The 21693-nt window shown below is 51.2% G+C and carries 14 protein-coding genes; all 14 read left to right on the plus strand.

Going from position 1 to position 21693, the window contains the following annotated elements:
• Positions 1-2: 2 nt before the first annotated feature.
• The 14 genes from AOU00_RS17930 (at position 3) to AOU00_RS17995 (ending at position 21647) form a co-directional block, all read left to right on the plus strand.
• The gene (locus AOU00_RS17930; protein WP_069291230.1) at positions 3-3239 is read left to right on the plus strand and encodes a DUF5704 domain-containing protein; all 3237 of its coding nucleotides are present in this window, start codon (positions 3-5) and stop codon (positions 3237-3239) included.
• A gap of 445 nt (positions 3240-3684) precedes the next feature.
• Positions 3685-6156 (plus strand): rhamnogalacturonan lyase, encoded by a 2472-nt coding sequence (locus tag AOU00_RS17935; protein WP_069291231.1) that lies wholly within the window; start codon positions 3685-3687, stop codon positions 6154-6156.
• A gap of 305 nt (positions 6157-6461) precedes the next feature.
• The gene (gene nifB / locus AOU00_RS17940) at positions 6462-7961 is read left to right on the plus strand and encodes a nitrogenase cofactor biosynthesis protein NifB (protein ID WP_069291232.1); all 1500 of its coding nucleotides are present in this window, start codon (positions 6462-6464) and stop codon (positions 7959-7961) included.
• A gap of 6 nt (positions 7962-7967) precedes the next feature.
• Complete coding sequence (nifH, locus tag AOU00_RS17945) at positions 7968-8834, plus strand: nitrogenase iron protein (protein ID WP_061831012.1); 867 nt, start codon at positions 7968-7970, stop codon at positions 8832-8834.
• An 88-nt stretch (positions 8835-8922) separates the two neighbouring features.
• Positions 8923-10371 (plus strand): nitrogenase molybdenum-iron protein alpha chain, encoded by a 1449-nt coding sequence (gene nifD / locus AOU00_RS17950; protein WP_069291233.1) that lies wholly within the window; start codon positions 8923-8925, stop codon positions 10369-10371.
• Entirely contained in the window at positions 10368-11897 is a 1530-nt protein-coding gene (gene nifK, locus AOU00_RS17955) for a nitrogenase molybdenum-iron protein subunit beta (protein ID WP_069291234.1), read from the plus strand. Before nifD ends, nifK begins: the two co-directional genes overlap by 4 nt.
• 79 nt (positions 11898-11976) lie before the next feature.
• Complete coding sequence (gene nifE / locus AOU00_RS17960; protein WP_069291235.1) at positions 11977-13338, plus strand: nitrogenase iron-molybdenum cofactor biosynthesis protein NifE; 1362 nt, start codon at positions 11977-11979, stop codon at positions 13336-13338.
• Positions 13328-14635 (plus strand): nitrogenase iron-molybdenum cofactor biosynthesis protein NifN, encoded by a 1308-nt coding sequence (gene nifN / locus AOU00_RS17965; RefSeq protein ID WP_069291236.1) that lies wholly within the window; start codon positions 13328-13330, stop codon positions 14633-14635. The genes nifE and nifN overlap by 11 nt, the downstream gene beginning before the upstream one ends.
• On the plus strand, positions 14632-15021 hold the full coding sequence (locus AOU00_RS17970) for a NifB/NifX family molybdenum-iron cluster-binding protein (protein ID WP_069291237.1): 390 nt from the start codon (positions 14632-14634) through the stop codon (positions 15019-15021). Before nifN ends, AOU00_RS17970 begins: the two co-directional genes overlap by 4 nt.
• Before the next feature lie 103 nt (positions 15022-15124).
• Positions 15125-15889 (plus strand): HesA/MoeB/ThiF family protein, encoded by a 765-nt coding sequence (locus AOU00_RS17975; protein WP_069291238.1) that lies wholly within the window; start codon positions 15125-15127, stop codon positions 15887-15889.
• Entirely contained in the window at positions 15867-17003 is a 1137-nt protein-coding gene (locus AOU00_RS17980) for a homocitrate synthase/isopropylmalate synthase family protein (RefSeq protein ID WP_069291239.1), read from the plus strand. Before AOU00_RS17975 ends, AOU00_RS17980 begins: the two co-directional genes overlap by 23 nt.
• Before the next feature lie 244 nt (positions 17004-17247).
• On the plus strand, positions 17248-18984 hold the full coding sequence (locus AOU00_RS17985; RefSeq protein WP_081330731.1) for an ABC transporter ATP-binding protein: 1737 nt from the start codon (positions 17248-17250) through the stop codon (positions 18982-18984).
• Positions 18965-20803, plus strand: a complete 1839-nt coding sequence (locus AOU00_RS17990; protein WP_069291241.1) for an ABC transporter ATP-binding protein — start codon at positions 18965-18967, stop codon at positions 20801-20803. The genes AOU00_RS17985 and AOU00_RS17990 overlap by 20 nt, the downstream gene beginning before the upstream one ends.
• 187 nt (positions 20804-20990) lie before the next feature.
• Positions 20991-21647 carry a DJ-1/PfpI family protein gene (locus AOU00_RS17995; RefSeq protein ID WP_069291242.1) on the plus strand — a complete coding sequence of 219 codons (657 nt, stop codon included), beginning with the start codon at positions 20991-20993 and terminating at the stop codon, positions 21645-21647.
• Positions 21648-21693 lie beyond the last annotated feature (46 nt).

Here is a 21693-nt window from a genome sequence, read left to right on the forward strand (position 1 = left end):
ACATGAAGACCGCACAACGCATTCTGGCCGTATTGCTGGTGGGGGTACTGCTATTCTTGCAGCTCCCACCTTTTTTTTTTCCTACCAACAAGGCAGCAGCCGATACGGAAATTACGCCACTGTCCTACTATCCAGACAAGAATGATCGCTACTTTGTCGGCATGATGTACTTCGATATGTGGAAGAATACCGCAGGGACTTGGGTCACAGATGGTGGTAAGCAACCCAATAAGGATATGCAGGGTGAAGCCACATTTACCTACAAGTTTAATTTTCCAGGTCGTAAGATTAAGAATGTCGAAGCAAAATTGTATGATCCAGCAGCAAAAGCTAACCAAGACAATCCTGATTATATAAAGTATTTTACAAAATCTCGGTCAGATACCTATGGAGACTATCTGACTTCAATAAGTGGCGGCCCCAAAGGGGGGACTAAGGATTCGGATGTTCGACCTTTTGGAAAAAAGGGAATAGGAACTGATACAACGATAATCCCAATCACAGTAAATATACGGTTAAACGCTGATAGACCTAGAGATATAAAGCTGGAGAGCTGCTCTAACTGTGCGAAGGAAGTAGAAGCCTACCGTATTTTCCAGCCGATCCTGTTCAAGATCGAACTGGAAGGCGGCCTAACCGTGAAGCATTATACTGTAACAGACAAGCCGCTAGATAAGGTGTTTCCACCACGCAACGAAGACCTGAAAGTTGGTCAAACGTATGACTTCACTCCAGGAAGTGATGAAAATTACGAGTACGTGGGCTACAAGAAAAGCTCCACCGGAGCGCCTCCAAGTGGCAACATTACGCCCGGCCAGCTCAAGCCATTGACGTATGACGGCAAGTTTGAGCAGTACACGGTCAATCTTTACTACAAAGAGAAGGGGCCGCCTCCTGACACGAAATGCACCCGACCTACACCTAGCGGTAGCCAGTCGGACAAATACCTCGACCCAATGGCTTCAGGTGTTATTAAAGCCGATCAGCGAGGCGCGTCACGTTTTGATGTAGCCAAGGGTATTCCAACTTCTGAAAGCCTGTACGGAAACGTGCTGGCCCGTAATTACCTGTTTCAAAACACCTACCAACAGCTCAAAGGCGAGTGCACCTACAACGTCAAGCTGAAGCGCACGTATGATCTGGAATGGGAAGATATCAACGATACCCGGCACATGAAGGTCGTGGAGTATTACAAATACGAAATTGTGAAACCGTACTCCTACTGGGTGATCGACAACCTTGAGGTGTACGGTATTAAGAACGCGCAGCTACGCAACTATGCACTGCCGGGAGGTAGTATTACGATTCCACCACGGAATTACACGCCGCCGTCTGTAGAATCAGCGACCAACGGAAAATACTATCCGGCTCCTTCTCCGGGCATCATCGATGGGGGTTCACTTTATATTTATGGCGGCAAGAGTATGCCGAAGGTGCCCAATGAACAAAGATCACTGGAGCCTGTGGCCCAGAAGGCTACACCAGACGTAGAAGTCGAAAACGATACTGTGAAATTCAACGGTCAAACGATCATGGACCACCAGCGTGTCAAGGAAAAGGGGCCGACTCCTGGCAAAATCCCTGAACCCGTAAAAATAGGGTCGGATACCCTGTACAGCCCGGGCCATATGCTTGAAAAGCACAAGATCAATAAACCCAATACGCCCAGCAGCGGTGACATCACTTACGCTATTCTCAAGGGAAATATCAATGGAGGTGCGGATAAAAAGTTCCCGATACAGGGAATTAATACGGTGACTGTCCACACTCCCGTAGTGAATCTGTCTAGTGTGTCGGACGATGCTGCTCATAATCAGAAAACCCAACCTACGAAGGGACGATCCGCGCTTATTTTGGAGCGCCCTTTCCGGGTGACGATCTCGACAGCAGGTCCGCATTTGAACATTCCTGGCTATGGTGATCGGGAGTATGCCAAATATGTACGAACCAAGCAGGTGCGATTTCCGTTCGATGTGTACGACAAAAGGAAGACACTATTTTATCCACGAGGTACCTGGATCGACATTCCGGTGCTGCAGCTCGACACAGACTTTTATTTGCCCGTATGGGTGGATGAAGGCAACTATACAGTAGAGTTCCGTACCATTGCTGAAAATGCACCGGATGGATTCACCGAACAGCGCCATGCCAACACGGATATCGCCCACCATGTTGCCAATGATGTGGTAAATATAGAGGTCATCGGACGGATGTATGATTTTCATATCACGGATATTGCTGATTACCATTGGGAGCGGGTATTTCGGCAGCGAAAAGGAAGCCCAATGCATAGCGGCCTGTCCTATTGGACGGGGCTTGGCAATATTGACGGGTTGCCTAGAGGGAACCCGGAGCCATTCACCTTGCCCGTTCGCCCCGGTAGTCACCCATATGAAGGTTATGCAAATGTGGCGGTCAAGACAGGCTATCATTTCAAGTTTGACCTCAAGACCAAAGGCAATATGTTTAGCGCCAAGGACGGTATTCGCATCACGCCATCGTTCTATTGGGTGAGCAAAGATGGGCGACAGCGGGAAGAGGTAGATCTGTATACACATTCCGGCAGTCGAAAATTTATCCGTTTGGGATCGGCGGAGGACCGGGAAAAGCGCTATGTTATTTTGAATGAACGGCTACGCAATGTGCCGATGGAGGAAATGCAGGACACGTCAGCCTACCAATACAAGCATGAGCTGAGTGAAGCACAACAAAGCCAGTTGACACTGGAACGCTATGCTTCCCTGTATGCCCACCGTATTGCACGCAGCAAGACCTGGATTGGACGTTACGACTGGCTGGTGCTGCCTGCGGCTGTGCGTACCTTGATTGGTCCAAAGACAGACCTGCCAGATGGGGTCAACGTGGACCGCGCTAATGCGTCAATTCAGCGCTGGTATGGTGAATATAGCCTGCCTGCTGATGTGTACACAGTTACCAAAGGCACGGATTTGCGCGAGGTCAGTCGCCGTCAGGAGCTAAACGAGCATACAGATATATTCAAGAAAACGGGCTTTATCGTCGTCCGCTTTAATGTGGAGTCACTGCGTCAGGGGGACGCTGAGCATCCACATTTACAGTATATAAATGGCCCGCTGTTGAACCAGTGGCAACTGGAGGGTTACCGCAGAGAGATAAAAGACCCGTACGGGCATATCTTTCATTTACAGGACGGGGATGTAGTATTTTATCATGCGGATCAGTCAAGCAGGGACGATTTCAGTTCATTTGTCCCTCACTAGCTTGTAGTAACCAGGACGAATCCTAATCCATAGCTAGCGCGAACATACGAAAACGGACAATGGGAACAATCCACTGTCCGTTTTTTATATTTCCTTTTGAGTTTATGCGAATATGATTTTGCCTACTTTGGCCGTTACTGGCCACCTGGTTCGTACTGGGTGCAGTATTCGTGGTTGTAGCTCAAATTATTGGATATCACTAGAGTATAAAAGCCGAGATTAGACATATATTCAGCCCTTAACATGCCGTTTTCATACAGGCTTGGTGAGGGCTGTTTTATTTGGAATGATTAAACAACACGGATTTGTGTAGAGAAATCCTCGGATATTTAAACGCGTTTGGGGGAACGGCAAAACTATAATAGTAAGGAAATTTAATTTATGTAAGCGCAATCATTTCAGGTATTAGCTTGTCATCACAATACAATTGAGGAGGACGACCTGAATGGCTCGAGGGAAAGGCGTGTGGCGAAAGGGAAGCTTGACCGCCGCGTTGGCAGCGATGCTGGCGATGACGGGGACGACTGAAGGAGTGGCTGCGGAAGACTTATCCGAACCCACACTGCAGGCGGAATCAGCAATTGCAGTAGAACATAACCGTAGCGGCAGCATTCAGCTGGAAAAGCTGGATCGCGGATTGGTAGCTGCGGTGACGCAGGAGGGGGTATTTTTAAGCTGGCGGTTATTGGCTCAAGAAGTGAACGGTTACGGTCCAACGGGGCTGACAGGAGCGGACTTTAACGTATACCGTGACGGTAAAAAGATCGCGACGGTGACTGACAGCACCAACTATGTGGATAAGGAAGGAACCGGAAATGCGGTGTACAGAGTAGCTTCAGTCGTAAAAGGCAAAGAAAAGGATCGTAGCGCCAAAGTGAAGCCATGGCAACAGGGTTACTATGAACTTCCTCTTCAAAAGCCTGCCGATGGTGTAACACCCGCAGGTGAATCCTATACTTATTCGGCCAACGATATGAGTGTGGGGGATGTGGATGGAGACGGGCAATATGAATTTTTTGTAAAATGGGACCCGTCGAACTCCAAGGATGTATCTCAGAAGGGGTATACCGGAAATACGTATGTCGATGCGTATACGGCCGAAGGCAAGCTGTTGTATCGGATCGACTTGGGCGTGAATATTCGATCAGGTGCGCATTATACACAGATGATGGTGTACGATTTTGACGGCGATGGTAAAGCCGAGCTGATGTTCAAAACGGCTCCAGGGACCAAAATGATTTCTTTTGATAAGAAAGGCAAGCCGAAAAAAGAAAAGTATATTACTCTGCCACGCGAGGATCGCAAAGCAGGGATTACACATGAGGACGATTACCGTTTGAGTCGCTCGGATTATTATGAGCATGTGGTGAACATGTTCATGAACTGGACGAAGCATGAAGAAGTGGTCAAGGGACAATGGCCTGCTACGCTGGAGGAATGCTTTGGCATCGCTCCGAAGTACAGTTATCCGCTATCCCGAAAGGATGCGGAAAGCCTGACAGACTACTTTATGGATGTATATGCACTATCACGGAGCGACAAAAACAAGCTGAGAGAGTTCGAGGGCTTCATTGTCGATGGACCGGAGTATTTGACGATTTTCAAGGGGAAAACGGGAGCTGAGCTGGATACCATCCGCTATGAGCCGGAGCGTCATGACGATGGCCTCATGTGGGGTGACTATGCTATGGCCCGGATTGAACCCGCCAACCGTGTAGACCGCTTCCTGGCAGGTGTGGCTTACCTGGACGGGCGCAAGCCGTACGCTGTATTTGCACGCGGCTATTATACGCGTTCCACCTTGGCTACCTACACATGGGATGGTCGCCATCTCCAAAAACATTGGATGGTGGACAGTGGCTGGGCACCGATGACCAATCCATTTAACGATAGTCCGCATGGGCGTGATGGAACGGACCCGAAATTTGGCACCTTGACCACACAAGGAGCGCATTCTTTGAGCATGGTGGATGTGGACAGTGACGGCAAGGACGAAATCGTATACGGTTCTGCCACGATTGACCATGATGGCAGCCTGTTGTACAGCTCATTTGATGTCATGCCTCCTGAAAGCGCAACTCCGGGTCAAACCGCCAGATTGGGACACGGCGATGCGCTGCATGTAACCGATATTGACCCGGATCGCCCCGGCAAAGAAATCTTTATGGTACATGAAGGTGGCACTTACGCTCCATATGGCTATTCTTTGCGGGATGCCAAAACAGGTGAAATCATTTACGGCGCATATTCCGGCAAGGATACAGGTCGGGGAATGGTCGGTGACATCGACCCGGATCAGCGAGGTCTGGAGACCTGGGCCATCGGCCTGTGGACCGCAGCGGGTAAACAGCTGGATACAAAGATGCCGGGTACCAATATGAGTATCAAATGGGCAGCTGATATGACCACACAAATCGTAAACGGCGCAATTGATGTAACCCCAACCATTGAGGATTGGAAACGAGGTACATTGTTGACCGCCACTGGAACCAAAACGAACAACTATACGAAAGGAACGCCATCGCTGGTAGCCGACATTTTCGGTGATTGGCGCGAGGAAATGCTCGTCCGTACAGCGGATAGCTCAGCAATCCGTATCTATCTGAGCACAGAACCTACGACGCATAAATTGTACACGTTGATGCATGATCCGCAGTATCGCGCGGATGTGGCGCGTCAAAATACTGGGTATAACCAGCCGTCCTACACGAGCTTTTACTTTGCGTCCGATATGGATTGGGCGAATGTGCCGATTCCCAAGCTTTACACGCCAAAAGCCTTGATGGAGGAAGAGAGCAGTGACGAAGCGGATGAAGTAGAGGCAGCAGAGGTGGATGAGGCAAAGGCAGCAGAGGTAGATGAAAAAGAAGTCGATGGAACGAAAGTTGATGGGACGGAAATAGATGTGAAGGAATGATAAGCGGAGACTATTTCCCAAAATATATAATGAAATTTCTTGTCTCAAAAGGAGAGCCGTATTTACGGACTCTCTTTTTTTACGTATTGATGTTATTGAGAATATGAAATGTAACCGCGCACATGTAAAGGGTATGATATATTACTTGACGTAAAATTTGACACATATGTGAAATGAGGATAAATGTCAGGGATTTCATGGAGAAGCGAATTGACTGTATTTGTCCCTGTCTCTAAGATGTAATTATATTCCAGACAAAAACAGAGAATTGTGTGAGGGAATATAACGTAGAGAGGAGGGAATGAATGGACTCTTTAGCTGATCTCTCGGAAACCCCCTTAGCCTTGGAAACCCTCAGACGACATCCCTGTTATAACGAAGAGGCACATCGCTATTTTGCGCGCATTCATCTTCCAGTAGCCCCGGCATGCAATATTCAGTGCCATTATTGCAACCGCAAATTCGATTGCGTCAATGAAAGCCGTCCCGGCGTTGTTAGTGAACTGCTCACGCCGGAGCAGGCGGCGAGCAAGACCTATGGCGTAGCGGCACAGCTGATGCAACTGTCCGTTGTCGGCATTGCGGGACCTGGAGATCCGCTGGCCAATGCGGAGGCAACCTTCGATACCTTCCGCCGGGTCCGTGAGACAGTTAAGGATGTCATATTCTGTCTCAGCACGAATGGCCTTACCTTGATCAGGCATATCGACAGGATTGTAGAGTTGGGTATTTCGCATGTCACGATCACGATCAATGCTGTAGATCCAGTGGTGGGGAGCCGCATTTATGGATGGGTCTACGATGAAGGAAAACGCTATGCAGGAGAGGAGGCCGCGCGGCTGTTGATTGATCGCCAGCTGGCAGGCTTGAAGATGCTGGCTTCGAGAGGCGTATTGTGCAAGGTGAACTCGGTGCTGATTCCCGAAGTCAATGATGCCCATCTGCCAGAGGTAGCCAGGGTGGTCAAGGAGCACGGCGCGGTACTGCACAACATTATGCCGCTCATCATCGCACCCGGCAGTCGGTATGAGCAGGAAGGGATGCGGGCCCCCCGTCCCCGTCTGGTCCGGCAGCTGCAGGAGCAATGTGCTGAGGCGGGAGCTGTCATTATGCGCCATTGCCGTCAGTGCAGGGCGGATGCGATTGGACTGCTGGGCGAGGATCGCAATCAGGATTTTACATGGGAGAACATTGCGGCTGCTCCTCCCATGGATGAAGGGGCAAGGGCACAATTTCAGAAAGAACTGGATGAGAAGGTGAGAGTGAGAATGGAACGCAAGGAGGGACAATCGCACCACAAACAACCGTCAACCGGGGGTGGATGTAGCTGCCCGTTATCGGAGGATAAGCCTGAAGCAAGCTTTACCTCAAAGCCAGTCCTAATCGCTGTGGCCAGTCGTGGCGGAGGGAAGGTGAATCAGCATTTCGGTCGTGCCAAGGAATTCATGATCTATGAAAGCGACGGGACTATCGTAAATTTCATAGGCATTCGTAAGGTGCAATCCTACTGCCATGGGAAAGCCGATTGCAATGGAGACAAGGTCGAGACGATGAAGGAGATCCTTTCCATGGTGCATGACTGTGCATTGCTGCTGTCGTCCGGCATAGGCGAAGCTCCCAAAGAGGCATTGCAGGAAGCTGGCGTGCTGCCTATTGTATGTGGCGGGGATATTGAGGAATCCGTTCTGGAATATGTAAAATTTCTGCGTTATATGTATCCTGTGCAGAGCAATAAGGGAAGTAAGCGCAATAAGGGAGTTAAGGGCACTCATTCGGATTTACCCATTGAACATTTTGGAGGCTGAGAAAATATGAGACAAATTGCGTTTTACGGTAAAGGCGGTATCGGCAAATCGACAACCTCGCAAAATACACTGGCTCAGCTCGCTACCAAATTCAAACAAAAAATTATGATCGTAGGCTGTGATCCCAAGGCAGACTCCACCCGTCTTATTCTGAATACGAAGGCCCAACAGACAGTGCTACATCTGGCTGCTGAAAGGGGCACGGTAGAGGATTTGGAGCTGGAGGATGTTGTCCAGAAGGGCTTCGGTGACATTCTGAACGTGGAATGCGGCGGGCCAGAGCCTGGTGTCGGCTGTGCAGGACGCGGCATCATCACAGCCATTAATTTTCTGGAGGAAGAGGGGGCCTACGAAGGGCTGGATTTTGTTTCCTACGATGTACTGGGGGACGTCGTGTGCGGGGGCTTCGCCATGCCGATCCGGGAGAAGAAGGCACAGGAAATCTACATTGTATGCTCAGGCGAGATGATGGCTATGTACGCTGCCAACAATATTGCGCGCGGAATATTGAAGTATGCCAACAGCGGCGGGGTGCGTTTGGGCGGCTTAATCTGCAACAGCCGGAATACGGACCTGGAAGCGGAATTGATTACAGAGCTTGCAAGAAGACTGAACACGCAGATGATCCACTTTTTGCCGCGTGACAATGTTGTGCAGCACGCTGAGCTGCGCCGTATGACTGTTACCCAATATAACCCGGAACATAAGCAGGCTGCGGAGTATGAAGAGCTGGCAGGTAAGATTTTGAATAACGATATGCTGACGGTTCCTACTCCTATTTCCATGGAAGAGCTAGAGGAGCTATTGATGGAATTCGGCATTATTGAGGATGAAGAAACCGCAATTAACAAAGCTGAGGCGTCTGGGCAGTAGGCTGTAGCCAGAAGGCTTAATGACGGAATCATCGTGTGATGGTGGGGGGAGCTGAATGCACAGCTCGCAGGAGGGAGGAATAGGCCAAATGAGCAGTATTGTGGATAAGGGAAAGCAGATCGTAGAGGAGATACTGGAGGTATATCCCAAGAAGGCCAAGAAGGATCGGACCAAGCATTTTGAGATCGCGGATGAGGAACTTGTGAACTGCGGAACCTGTTCCATCAAGTCCAACATGAAATCACGGCCCGGCGTTATGACAGCAAGGGGTTGTGCTTATGCAGGCTCCAAGGGTGTGGTATGGGGCCCGATTAAAGACATGGTGCACATTAGCCATGGTCCCATCGGCTGCGGGCAATACAGTTGGGGTACCCGACGCAATTATGCGAATGGGGTATTGGGCATCGATAATTTTACCGCCATGCAGATTACCAGCAATTTTCAGGAAAAGGATATCGTGTTCGGGGGAGATAAGAAGTTGGAGGTGATCTGCAGGGAAATTAAGGAGATGTTCCCGCTGGCTAAAGGCATCTCCGTACAATCTGAATGTCCGGTCGGACTGATTGGTGATGATATCGGGGCTGTGGCCAAAAAGATGACAGAGGAGCTGGGCATTCCGGTCATTCCTGTACGCTGTGAGGGTTTTCGCGGAGTGAGTCAGTCTCTGGGGCATCACATTGCTAATGATGCTATCCGCGATTTTCTGATGGGGCGCCGGGAGCTAAAGGAGTGCGGGCCTTATGATGTCTCCATTATTGGGGACTACAATATCGGCGGTGATGCCTGGGCCTCGCGCATTTTGCTGGAGGAAATGGGACTGCGGGTCATAGCGCAGTGGTCGGGTGACGGTACGATCAATGAGCTGGGGATTGCCCATAAATCCAAGCTCAATCTGATCCATTGTCATCGTTCCATGAATTATATGTGCACAACGATGGAGCAGGAATACGGAATTCCCTGGATGGAATATAACTTCTTTGGCCCGACGAAGACGATGGAGAGCCTCAGAGCGATTGCTGCCCGCTTTGACGAGACGATTCAGGAAAAATGTGAGCAGGTCATTGCCCAATATATGCCGCAGATGGAGGCGGTCATCCGTAAATACCGCCCACGTCTGGAAGGCAAAAAGGTGATGCTTCTGATTGGCGGGCTGCGGGCAAGGCATACCATCGGTGCCTATGAGGATCTGGGTATGGAAATTGTGGCTACAGGCTATGAATTTGCCCATAAGGATGATTACGAAAAGACGTTTCCCGATGTAAAGGAAGGTACTATTCTGTACGATGATCCAACGGCCTATGAACTGGAGGAATTGGCCCAGCGGCTGAATATTGACTTAATGGGCGCCGGAGTCAAGGAGAAATACGTGTATCACAAAATGGGCATTCCCTTCCGTCAAATGCACTCTTGGGATTACAGCGGGCCTTATCATGGTTTTGACGGCTTTAAGATTTTTGCGCGTGATATGGATATGACCATAAACAGTCCAGTATGGAGCCTGCTGCCATCACGGCAGACTGCGGAGGTGTCGGTATGAGCGAGCGTCTGAACATTGTCGATCACAATCAGTTGTTTCGGCAGGATAAATATGTACGCCAGCGTGAGGAGAAACGGGCTTTTGAGGCCCCTTGCTCGCCAGAGGAGGTTACTGCCACCCTGGAGTATACCAAGACCAAGGAATACAAGGACAAGAATTTCGCTCGTACAGCCGTAGTTGTGAACCCGGCCAAGGCTTGTCAGCCGCTGGGAGCGGTCATGGCTGCGCTGGGCTTCGAAAAAACGCTCCCGTTCATTCATGGCTCACAGGGCTGTACAGCTTATTTCCGCAGCCATCTTGCCCGCCACTTCAAAGAGCCTGTTCCTGCCGTCTCCACCTCGATGACCGAGGATGCCGCCGTATTCGGCGGCATGCGCAACCTCATTGACGGTATAGAGAACTGCATTGCCTTGTATCAGCCGGAGATGATTGCGGTATGCACGACCTGTATGGCAGAGGTGATCGGGGATGATCTGTCTGCCTTCCTGGCCAATGCCCGTCAGGAGGGAGCCCTTCCTGAGGATATGCCGGTTCCTTTTGCCAATACCCCCAGCTTCTCCGGTTCACATATTACAGGCTATGACGCCATGCTGCGCTCTGTGCTGGAGACGTTGTATAACAAGTCAGGCCGGACGCCGCAGCCTGGTCATGAATTGAAGCTGAATGTACTGCTCGGGTTTGACGGGTATACAGGCAATTTTGCGGAAATGCGGCGCATGCTGGGGATGTTCGGCGCTACGTATACCATTCTGGGTGACCACAGCAGTAATTTTGATTCAGGGGCTACTGGAGAGTACAGCTACTATTACGGGGGAACGCCGCTTGAGGATGTGCCCAAGGCCGCAGATGCTGCAGGCACGTTGGCGATCCAGCAGTACTCTCTTCGTAAAACATTAGGTTATATGAAGCAAACCTGGGGGCAGCAGGTGTTCTCCATCTCCACACCGCTGGGCATCCGGGCTACAGATCGGTTGCTTGAGGAGATTAGCCGCCTGTCTGGAAGAGAAATTCCCGAGGCATTGAAGCAGGAGCGCGCCCGAATTGTGGATGCTATGATGGATTCGCATGCTTATCTGCACGGCAAACGAGTGGCTATGGCGGGAGACCCGGATATGCTCATCGGCCTGATTGGCTTTTGTCTGGAGCTGGGCATGGAGCCGGTGCATATTGTGTGCTCCAATGGGGACCGGAAATTTGAGAAGGAAGCAGAGCTTCTGCTGAAGTCCAGCCCTTACGGTGCAGAAGCCACGGTTCATTCCGGTCAGGATTTGTGGCATATGCGTTCGCTGCTGTTCCAGGACCCAGTAGACCTGGCTATTGGTAGCTCCCACCTGAAGTTCGCGGCGAAAGAAGCGAAAATTCCATTGCTCCGTGTGGGCTTTCCGATCTTCGACAGGCATCATCTGCATCGTTATCCGATTATCGGCTACCAGGGTGCGCTGAATCTGCTTACCCAATTCGTGAATACCGTACTGGATGTCATGGAGGAGCAGGCTCCGGATCATAGCTTTGATCTAGTGCGCTAATTGCTGTATCGCGTAGATGGAAGTTGACAACTTGGCTTGTGATTTCAATGGATTCTATCTGAAATAAGGGGGGTTGCGGATGGAGCCGGCTGTGTCTAACGGAAGGCTGGAGGTATCCTGCGGCAAAAAAATTCCCAAAAGCACGCCCTGTCCCCGGCCTGTGCCGGGGGAGGCTTCGGGTGGCTGCTCCTTTGACGGGGCTCAGATTACACTGATCCCTATTGCAGATGCGGCTCATCTGGTGCACGGGCCGATTGCGTGTCTCGGCAATAGCTGGGAGAGCAGAGGCAGCCTGTCCAGCGGCCCGGAGCTGTCGGCGTATGGCTTCACTACTGATCTTGGAGAACAGGACATCATTTTTGGTAGTGAACAAAAGCTGCATGAATCGATCCGCTACATTGTCAGCCGCTTTGCTCCTCCCGCTGTATTCGTCTATACCACATGCGTCACAGCCCTCACCGGTGAAGATATCGAGGGAGTTTGCAAGGCTGAATCGGAGCAGCTGGGAACGCCGATCATTCCGGTGAACAGCCCGGGATTTGTGGGCAGCAAGAATCTCGGGACCCGGCTGGCCGGAGATGTGCTGTTCCAGCATATTATCGGCAGCACCGAGCCGGAACAGACAACCTCCCATGATATCAATCTCATTGGGGAATACAATATTGCGGGTGAGATGTGGCATATCGAGCGGCTGATGCAGCAGGCGGGAATGAGTATCCTGTCCCGAATTACCGGAGACGGTCGGTTCCGTGAGGTGGGATGGGCGCATCGTGCCAAGGCCAATATGGTCGTATGCAGCCGGGCTTTGCTGGGTCTGGCAGTCCAAATGGAGCGTAAATACGGCATTCCTTATTTTGAAGGTTCATTTTATGGAGCAAAGGAGACGAGTTATTCCTTGCGACAGATGGCTTACCTGACGGGAGATCGTGATGTAGAGCGACGGGTGGATAAGCTGGCCGCACGGGAGGAAATGAGGCTATCGCTGGAGCTGGAGCCCTACCGCAAGCAACTGAAAGGAAAGCGGGCAGTGCTCTATACCGGGGGTGTAAAGAGCTGGTCTGTCATTACGGCTTTGCAGGAGCTGGGCATTAAGGTGGTTGGTGTAGGCACGAACAAAAGCACTGCCGAGGATGTATCCCGGATTGCTGACCGTATCGGAGATGATGCGGAATACATCCCGGAAGGCGGCGCCCGGCAGATTCTCAAGACCGTACGGAGCCGCAAGGCAGACATGGTCATTGCCGGGGGCCGGAACATGTATATGGCGCTGAAGGAACAAATTCCTTTTGTGGACATCAATCAAGAACGGCACAAAGCCTATGCGGGCTATGATGGGCTGTTATCTCTGGCGAAACAGCTTGTGCATACGCTACAGCATCCGGTATGGGAACTGACCGCCAAATTGGCTCCATGGGAGGAGGAGACGGAATTTGCCGATTAAATCCGCCACGAAGCCTGTCAGTGTCAACCCGCTCAAGGTAGGACAGCCTTTGGGCGGCGTGCTGGCTCTGCAGGGGATGTATCGCTCAATGCCTTTGCTGCACGGCGCTCAGGGCTGCTCGGCCTTCTCCAAGGCGCTGCTGACTCGCCATTTTCGAGAGCCGATTGCCGTTCAGACCTCTGCGCTGCAAGAGATGGACGTTATATTTGATGCAGACCGGAATCTGGAGGAGGCGCTGGATCATATCTGGTCCAAACACCATCCAGATGTCATCGGCGTGATCAGCACGGCCCTCACCGAGGTGGCAGGCGTTGATTTTCAGTCTAGGGTAAAGGCGTTCAAGCGAGAACGGGCATTGAAGGACAGTCTGCTGTTTTCTATATCGCTGCCTGATTTTCACGGCTCTTTGGAGACGGGCTACAGCAGTACAGTGGAGTCGCTAATGGATGCTGTACTCGGGTTAGCCGGAGGCAAGTCCCCCAAAAAACAGCGCCGGACGCAGGTCAATCTGCTGCCGGCTTCTTATCTGACTGCCGGAGATGTCATGGAAATCAAGGATATTATCGCTTCCTTCGGCCTGGAGGTTATTACACTCCCCGATATCTCCACTTCCTTGTCCGGTCATCTGCTGACAGGTTTTTCCCCTTTGACGAGAGGGGGGACTCCGCTGGATTCAGCCTGCCAGATGCTGGAGTCTTCCTGCACCATTGCCATTGGCGCGAGCATGGAGCGTCCGGCGCGCAGGCTGACTCATGCCGCAGGCATTCCCTACCACTTGTTCACGGGTCTGTCTGGCTTGGCCGCGAGCGATGCGTTCATACATTTTCTGCAGAAAATCAGCCGCGAGCCAGCCCCTGTTCGCTTCCGCTGGCAGCGTGAAAATCTGTTGGACAGCATGCTGGATGCCCATTTCTATTATTCCGGCGCTTCCGCTGTAGTGGCGCTAGAACCGGATCATATGCTGTCGACCGCAGCCTGGCTAGAGGAGATGGGAGTGGAACTGAAACGGCTAATTACACCCTGCAGCACGCCCGCACTGCAAAAGACAGAACGGGAAGTATGGATCGGTGATCTGGATGATGCAGAGGAGAGCGCGCAGGGCGTTGATTTGTGGATCAGCAATTCGCATGGAAGAAAGGGAGCGCCACGGGCTGGCGCCTCATTCGTGCCGGCAGGCTTGCCGGTATATGACGAGCTGGGCGCCCACACATCCGTAAGCGTCGGATACCGTGGAACCATGGAGTGGGTGAACAAAGTAGGCAATGTATTGCTTACCGAGAGGGGGAAGGGAGGATGAAGGTTGCATTTGCGACGGAAGACGGTGTGCTTGTGAATGCTCATTTTGGACAGAGTCCCATGTTCACTGTATTCGAAATCCGGCACTCAGGCGTCCAGTTCCTGGAGCATCGGCGGATAGCCCTGGGGAGCGATGAGAACGAGGCGGGCAAGATCGCCAGCCGAATTGGCCTGATCGAGGATTGTGCCTTGATCTTTCTGGTACAGATCGGCGCTTCGGCCGCCGCACAGGTTACCAAACGGACCATTATGCCTGTGAAGGTGGCCTTCGGCAGCACCATTGAGGAGCAGGTCCAGCGTCTCCAGAATATGCTGGCTCGCAATCCGCCCATGTGGCTTGCCAAAATCCTGCACGCTGAGGAGGGCAGCGGCAAAGCCGAATCATGAGCCTTCAGTAAGGAAGAGCAACCGAAGAACAACCAGATATGGTGTCAAGATCCTGCGGACCGAATATCTTAAAGGCGGGAGCCGCACATGGAGGGGGGGACGAATGGTACAGCTGCTGGAAGACGGTAGATACGGACGCCAGTTGAAGCTGCTGGGAGTGGGAGGTCAGAACAGGCTAAAGCAAGCTACTGTTATGGTCGCAGGCATCGGAGGATTGGGAGGGACAGCGGCCATGTACCTGGCCGCTGCTGGAGTGGGGAAGCTGATATTGGCCCATGAGGGCGTAATCCATCTGCCCGATATGAACCGTCAGGTGCTGATGGACAGCAGACGAATCGGGGAGGAACGGATGGAGACGGCATTGCAGCATTTACAGCGTATCAATCCGGAGACCGAGCTTGAGGGCCACGCCCACAGAATCACGGAAGAATCCTCTGGACCATGGGTAGAAGCGGCGGATATCGTGATTGATGCACGGTATGACTTTCCGGAAAGATATGCGCTGAACAGACTATGTGTTCGACATGGCAGACCGATGATAGAAGCGGCCATGTACGCCTATGAAGTATCATTGATGACCATTGATCCCGGTAGGACGGCATGCCTGGAATGTCTCTACCCGGAAGGCGGACAGCCTTGGGAGCCTCTGGGATTCCCGGTTCTGGGAGCTACATCGGGTTTGATTGGCTGTATGGCTGCACTGGAAGCGGTCAAATGGATTACAGATGCGGGCAATTTGTTCACTGACCGTATGTACCGTATGAATGTGCTGGATATGAGCAGCTGCACCATAGCGGTCAAACGCAACCCGCGTTGTCCTTGCTGCGGAACGGGAGGGGATATAGATGAGTCAGTTGCATATTTGTGATACGACACTTCGTGACGGAGAACAGGCTCCGGGCGTTGCCTTTTCGGCCGAGGAGAAAACTGAAATTGCCATCATGCTGGACTCGGCGGGGGTGGAGCAGGCTGAGATCGGAATTCCGGCAATGGGAAAGGCGGAGTGCAGGTCTATTGCCAGGATTGCTGCTCTCGGACTTCAGATGAAGCTAATGACCTGGAATCGGGCGGTGTTCACGGATATTGATGCAGCTGAATCGACAGGCGTCGGCTGGGCCCATATTTCGGTTCCCGTGTCGATGGTGCAGATGAAGTCCAAGCTGGGTATGAATCCTGAGCAGGTGACAGAGCTGATCCGCAAGTCTGTTGATTACGGTCAGTGTAAAGGATTGACTGTTTCCGTAGGCTTTGAGGATGCTTCAAGGGCAGATGACCTGTTCCTTGAGCAGTTGGCGAATCAGCTCTACAGGGATGGCATCCGGCGCTTCAGATATGCCGATACGCTGTCTGTTCACCATCCCGCTGCGATAGCTGCCCGTATAGACAGGCTTGTATCGCGCGTGCCGCAGGATGTGGAGCTTGAGATTCACTGTCATAATGATTATGGTCTAGCGCTTGCCAATACTTTGGCAGCTTTGCAAGCGGGAGCTGTCTGGGCCAGTACCACAGTGTCGGGCCTTGGGGAAAGGGCAGGTAATACGGCGCTGGAGGAAGTGGTAATGTCGTGGAGGGATCTATATCAAGGAACCTGCGGCGTCCGTCCCGAAATGCTGAACCCGCTGGCTGCACTGGTGTCCAAAGCCTCCAACCGAATCATTCCTGAAGGCAAGCCAATTGTGGGAGACATGGTATTCGCCCATGAATCCGGCATACATATCAACGGTCTGCTAAAGGAGCGTGCCGCCTATCAGACCCTTGATCCAACCGAGCTGGGCACTGACCATTCGTTCGTACTCGGCAAGCATTCGGGCAGAAGTGCAGTTCAATATATGCTGGAGCAGGAAGGAATCGAGGCGGGCTCCGGTGAAATCAAGTTTGTGCTGGAGCGACTTCGCCTAGTCGGTGAAGATCCCAAGCGTGTCATCCATAGCGCGGACTTAAAGCGCTGGTTGCAGTATTATCCGGCAGAGCTGCCGAAATAATCAAAAAGGCGTTCCCGTTCGGTAAGTGTGACCGTGACTGGAACGCTTTCTTGTATATCTTTTAATTTCACAACTGGAGTCTCCAATTTGCTGGTTAAACGAAGCCGTTCAGAAGGGTATAATAAAATATAGTGCTGTATAAAGTGCGTATATATGGTTTTACAGCAGACAGGTTCGAATCTTATAACCATGACACGCTGATCTGGAAGGACGGCTATGGGCAATTGGAGGAATGCTTGTGGGAATGATGTTTTCTTTTCTGAAAAAATATCGGGTTCCAGCCATCGCAGCGCTCGTGATGATGTTGCTGGAATTGACGGTAGAGCTATCGCAGCCATATTTGATCTCTAAAATCATTGATGAGGGCATCCGACAGCAGGATTTGTCCGTCGTCTGGTTATGGGGCAGTGTATTGGTGGGGAGTGCCGTTATCGCTTTTATGGCGGGGATATCCAGCTCTTTTTTTGCTTCACATGCAAGTCAGGGCTTCGGCTATGATTTGCGGGAAAAGTTGTACCGTAAAGTGCAATCTTTTTCGTATCCTGTGTTTAAACGTTTTGCCACTTCGTCGCTGATTACGCGCCTGACCGGGGATGTCACGCAAGTACAGGATACGGTGTTTATGAGCCTGCGGTTTATGACACGGGTTCCGCTTGTAGTCATCGGCAGTATTGTGATGGCACTGGTTGTACATTTCAGGCTTGGGCTGCTATTGGCGGTTATGGCCCCGGTGCTGTTCGTGTTTGTGCTGGTGATGATGCGGCGAACGGTCACTTTATTTAAGGGTGTCCAGCGTCGCCTGGATGACGTTAACGGAGTAATCCAGGAGAACCTGACAGGCATCCGTCTCATCCGGGTTTTTGTGCGGATGCGGCATGAAATCGAACGTTTTGCCCATTATGGAGGCGAATTGATGAAAGGGACGGTGTCCGCTCTACGCTGGACAGAAACGACGATGCCGTTCATTTTGTTTGCGATGAATGCAGGGATTATTGCAGTACTTTGGTTTGGACGCGGCCAAATTTCCACTGGGGATGCCAGTGTAGGACAGGTGGTCGCAGTCGTCAATTATTCACTGCGGACGATAGGAGCCTTGTCTGCCTTATCAGGTATCGTTGTTGTATTTTCCCGAGCTACTGCATCTACCGGGCGGATTCGAGAGATATTGGACACATCTAATGAAGATGGGTCAGAGCTGGAGTCTGTTTCAACACATCATACACGGATTAAGGGACAGGTGGAAATGGACCGGGTGAGCTTTCATTATCCGGGCAGTGATTTGGCTGTACTAAAGGATATCTCTTTTAGGGCGCGAGCGGGCGAGCGGATAGCTATTATGGGGGCCACTGGCTCGGGAAAATCTTCACTTGTGCAGTTGATTACGCGTCTGTATGAAGAAGATGAAGGTCATGTGCGCTTTGACGGAAAGGACGCTCGTGAACTGGATGCGTCCATATTACGAGAGGCTATTGGCTATGTGCCTCAGGAGGTACTGCTATTCACCGGCTCGATTCGGGATAATATTGCTTGGGGGCTGGAGAATGCCAGCCTGGAGCAAATTCAGGAAGCCGCACGCATGGCGCAAATCCATAATATGATTGAACGCTTGCCGCAAGGCTATGACACGATGCTCGGGCAGCGTGGCGTCAATCTGTCTGGCGGACAGAAACAGCGGCTTTCGATTGCCCGCGCACTGGTACGCCAGCCGGCAGTGCTGATTTTGGACGACAGCACAAGTGCGCTGGATGTAGGGACAGAAGCAGCACTACTGAATGCACTCGATGGTCTGTCCTGCACGACATTTCTCATTACGCAGAAGATCAGCTCGACCGCATCGGCAAATCAGATTTTACTGCTGGATGAGGGTCGCCTGATGGCAAGCGGAAGCCATGAGCATCTCATGGATAGTTCGGATCTGTATCGGCGTATCTATGAATCACAATATGGAAAGGAGGAGTCGCATGTTCAAGGAACTCATTGAACCGTTCCGTCAGCCTACACCGCCGTCTGGTGTGCTGCGAAATCCGGCGGGAGCTGAAGGGCGCCACAAGGCCAAAGCGAAGAACTGGTCTGGCACCTTAGGACGGATATGGGCTTATCTGGCTCGCCGTAAGGCCAAACTGATGCTGGTATTGTTCATGGTCCTGCTCAGCTCCGGGCTAGCTCTGCTGGGTCCATATCTGGTCGGCGTAGCGGTGGATGATTTTCTCGAAGGTCCGGGTGGACGCATGTGGATTTATTTTCTCATCGGATTAGGAGCTGTATATCTGCTCAACTCGCTGACCTCCTGGCTGCAAAATATCTGGATGATCGAGATTGCCCAAGAGACGGTGTACCGCATGCGTTTCGATCTGTTTTCACATTTGCATCGACTACCGATTCCTTTCTACGGCAAACGTCAGCAGGGAGAGATCATGAGCCGTTTGACCAATGATATCGAAAATGTCAGTTCTACGCTGAACAGCTCCGCCATTCAGATTTTTTCGAGCATATTGACGCTAATCGGTACACTCACGGTGATGCTGTGGTTAAGCCCGCTGATGACCCTGCTGACTTTTATTGTGGTGCCGTTAATGGCTGCCGGGATGCGCTGGATCACACGTCGTACCGGGCCCTTATATAAGGAACGCCAGAAGAATGTGGGCGAACTGAACGGATACATCGAAGAAACGCTGTCCGGGCAGCAGATTATTAAAGCATTTTCGCAGGAAAAGAGAGTCATCCATGGTTTTGGCGAGCGTAATGACCGTATTCGGCTGTCGGGTTTCTGGGCCCAAACGATTTCAGGCTTCATACCGAAGCTGATGAACGGACTGAATAATCTCAGCTTTGCTATTGTAGCGGGGATCGGTGGGATTTTGGCCATTCGCGGCTCCATTACTATAGGTACAATTATTGTATTCGTAGAATATGCCCGCCAGTTCACCAGACCGCTGAACGATTTGGCTAACCAGTGGAACACCCTGCTGTCTGCCATTGCCGGAGCTGAGCGTGTATTTGAAATATTGGATGAAGATGAAGAGTCCAAGGATGAACGCGGCGCAGTGGAAGTAGGGCATCTAGAGGGGGCGGTGCGGTTTACGGATGTTTCCTTCGGTTATGATGAGGGAAGCGCTACGCTGGAGGGTATTTCCTTTGAAGCCAAACCTGGTGAAATGATCGCACTAGTCGGCCCGACCGGGGCAGGGAAAACGACACTGATCCAGCTTCTTTCCAGATTCTATAGCCCCGACAAGGGAACGATTACGCTGGACGGGCGCGACATTATTACCATCCGGCGTGAAAGCTTGCGTTCCCGCATGGCATTTGTGCTACAGGACTCTTTCCTGTTTCAGGGGACAATTCGTGAAAATATCCGCTTCGGCAGACTGGACGCCACCGATGAGGAGGTTGAACAAGCATCGAAACTGGCTAACGCCCATTCCTTTATCATTCGGATGAAGGACGGATACGACAAGGTGCTGGAAGTGAACGGCAGCGGCATCAGTCAAGGGCAAAAACAGCTGCTGGCTATTGCCCGTGCTATTTTGGCCAACCCTTCTATCCTTGTACTCGACGAGGCAACCAGCAGCATTGACACCATTACAGAGATGAAGATACAAGAAGGACTGGAGCGGCTTATGCAGGGTCGAACAAGTTTCGTCATCGCGCATCGGCTGAATACCATTCGTCAGGCTGACCGGATTCTGGTCTTGAAGGATGGCCGTCTGGAGGAGCAGGGTTCTCATGATGAATTGCTGGCTCACAAAGGCTTTTACAGTGATTTATATTATGGTCAGTTGAGAAAGCAAAGCTCTTAAGCGGCTCGCGATTAACAGCTTTGCAGGTATACTTAAAAAGGGCTACCCCGGGGTGGTCCTTTTTAAGTATGCCTTTTTACAGGTACGTACTATTAAAGGTTTACATCATCGAATATACCCATACCCCGTATATGTATGTTAGTATGAGTGTGCAAGAATAAAATCCCACTTCAAAGGAGAGATCATCATGAAAATCGCAATCATGCTTTTCGATGGAATTACAGCGTTAGATGCAATAGGTCCATACGATGTGTTTGCTGCTACACTGAAATGTGAAGTGAAGTTTGTCGCTAAGCAAAAAGGGTTAATCAAGCTGGACTCAAATATGGGTTATTTGCATGCCGATTACAGTTTTTCTGAAGTTATTTCAGCTGATATTCTTGTTGTTCCTGGATGCAGTCCGCCAAATTATAAAACCCCAATGAATGACGAAGAAACGTTAAATTGGATTCGCCAAATACATGAAACTACGAAATGGACCACGTCGGTTTGTAACGGCTCTTTGATTTTGAGCGCAGCAGGCTTGTTAAATGGAACCGTAGCCACCAGTCATTGGGGTTCCTTAGGCCTGCTCCAATCTCTTGGAGCCATTCCAACAGATGAGAGAGTGGTTCGTCAGGGCAAAATGGTTACAGCAGCCGGTGTCTCCTCTGGTATTGATATGGCACTCCAGTTAATAGCTTGGGAATTGGGAGAAGACATGAGTAAAGGAGTCCAGCTGATTTTGGAATACGATCCTCAGCCTCCGTTTGACACGGGTTCACCCAAGAAAGCTCCTGCTAAATTGGGAGAACAAATAAGAGGCATGTTACAGGAGTTTGCAAAACAGGAGCCCAATAGCTAGGCTCAATAGGTCTGTATTTTTATTTACAAGGGCCCCTATATCAACT

Source organism: Paenibacillus polymyxa, assembly GCF_001719045.1.
Classification (GTDB): domain Bacteria; phylum Bacillota; class Bacilli; order Paenibacillales; family Paenibacillaceae; genus Paenibacillus; species Paenibacillus polymyxa_B.

Bases quoted from the DNA above. Each gene is read 5' to 3' on its own strand.
- AOU00_RS17930 (WP_069291230.1), top strand. From the start codon at position 3: ATGAAGACCGCACAACGCATTCTGGCCGTATTGCTGGTGGGGGTACTG.
- AOU00_RS17935 (WP_069291231.1), top strand. From the start codon at position 3,685: ATGGCTCGAGGGAAAGGCGTGTGGCGAAAGGGAAGCTTGACCGCCGCG.
- nifB (WP_069291232.1), top strand. From the start codon at position 6,462: ATGGACTCTTTAGCTGATCTCTCGGAAACCCCCTTAGCCTTGGAAACC.
- nifH (WP_061831012.1), top strand. From the start codon at position 7,968: ATGAGACAAATTGCGTTTTACGGTAAAGGCGGTATCGGCAAATCGACA.
- nifD (WP_069291233.1), top strand. From the start codon at position 8,923: ATGAGCAGTATTGTGGATAAGGGAAAGCAGATCGTAGAGGAGATACTG.
- nifK (WP_069291234.1), top strand. From the start codon at position 10,368: ATGAGCGAGCGTCTGAACATTGTCGATCACAATCAGTTGTTTCGGCAG.
- nifE (WP_069291235.1), top strand. From the start codon at position 11,977: ATGGAGCCGGCTGTGTCTAACGGAAGGCTGGAGGTATCCTGCGGCAAA.
- AOU00_RS17970 (WP_069291237.1), top strand. From the start codon at position 14,632: ATGAAGGTTGCATTTGCGACGGAAGACGGTGTGCTTGTGAATGCTCAT.
- AOU00_RS17975 (WP_069291238.1), top strand. From the start codon at position 15,125: ATGGTACAGCTGCTGGAAGACGGTAGATACGGACGCCAGTTGAAGCTG.
- AOU00_RS17980 (WP_069291239.1), top strand. From the start codon at position 15,867: ATGAGTCAGTTGCATATTTGTGATACGACACTTCGTGACGGAGAACAG.
- AOU00_RS17985 (WP_081330731.1), top strand. From the start codon at position 17,248: ATGATGTTTTCTTTTCTGAAAAAATATCGGGTTCCAGCCATCGCAGCG.
- AOU00_RS17990 (WP_069291241.1), top strand. From the start codon at position 18,965: ATGTTCAAGGAACTCATTGAACCGTTCCGTCAGCCTACACCGCCGTCT.
- AOU00_RS17995 (WP_069291242.1), top strand. From the start codon at position 20,991: ATGAAAATCGCAATCATGCTTTTCGATGGAATTACAGCGTTAGATGCA.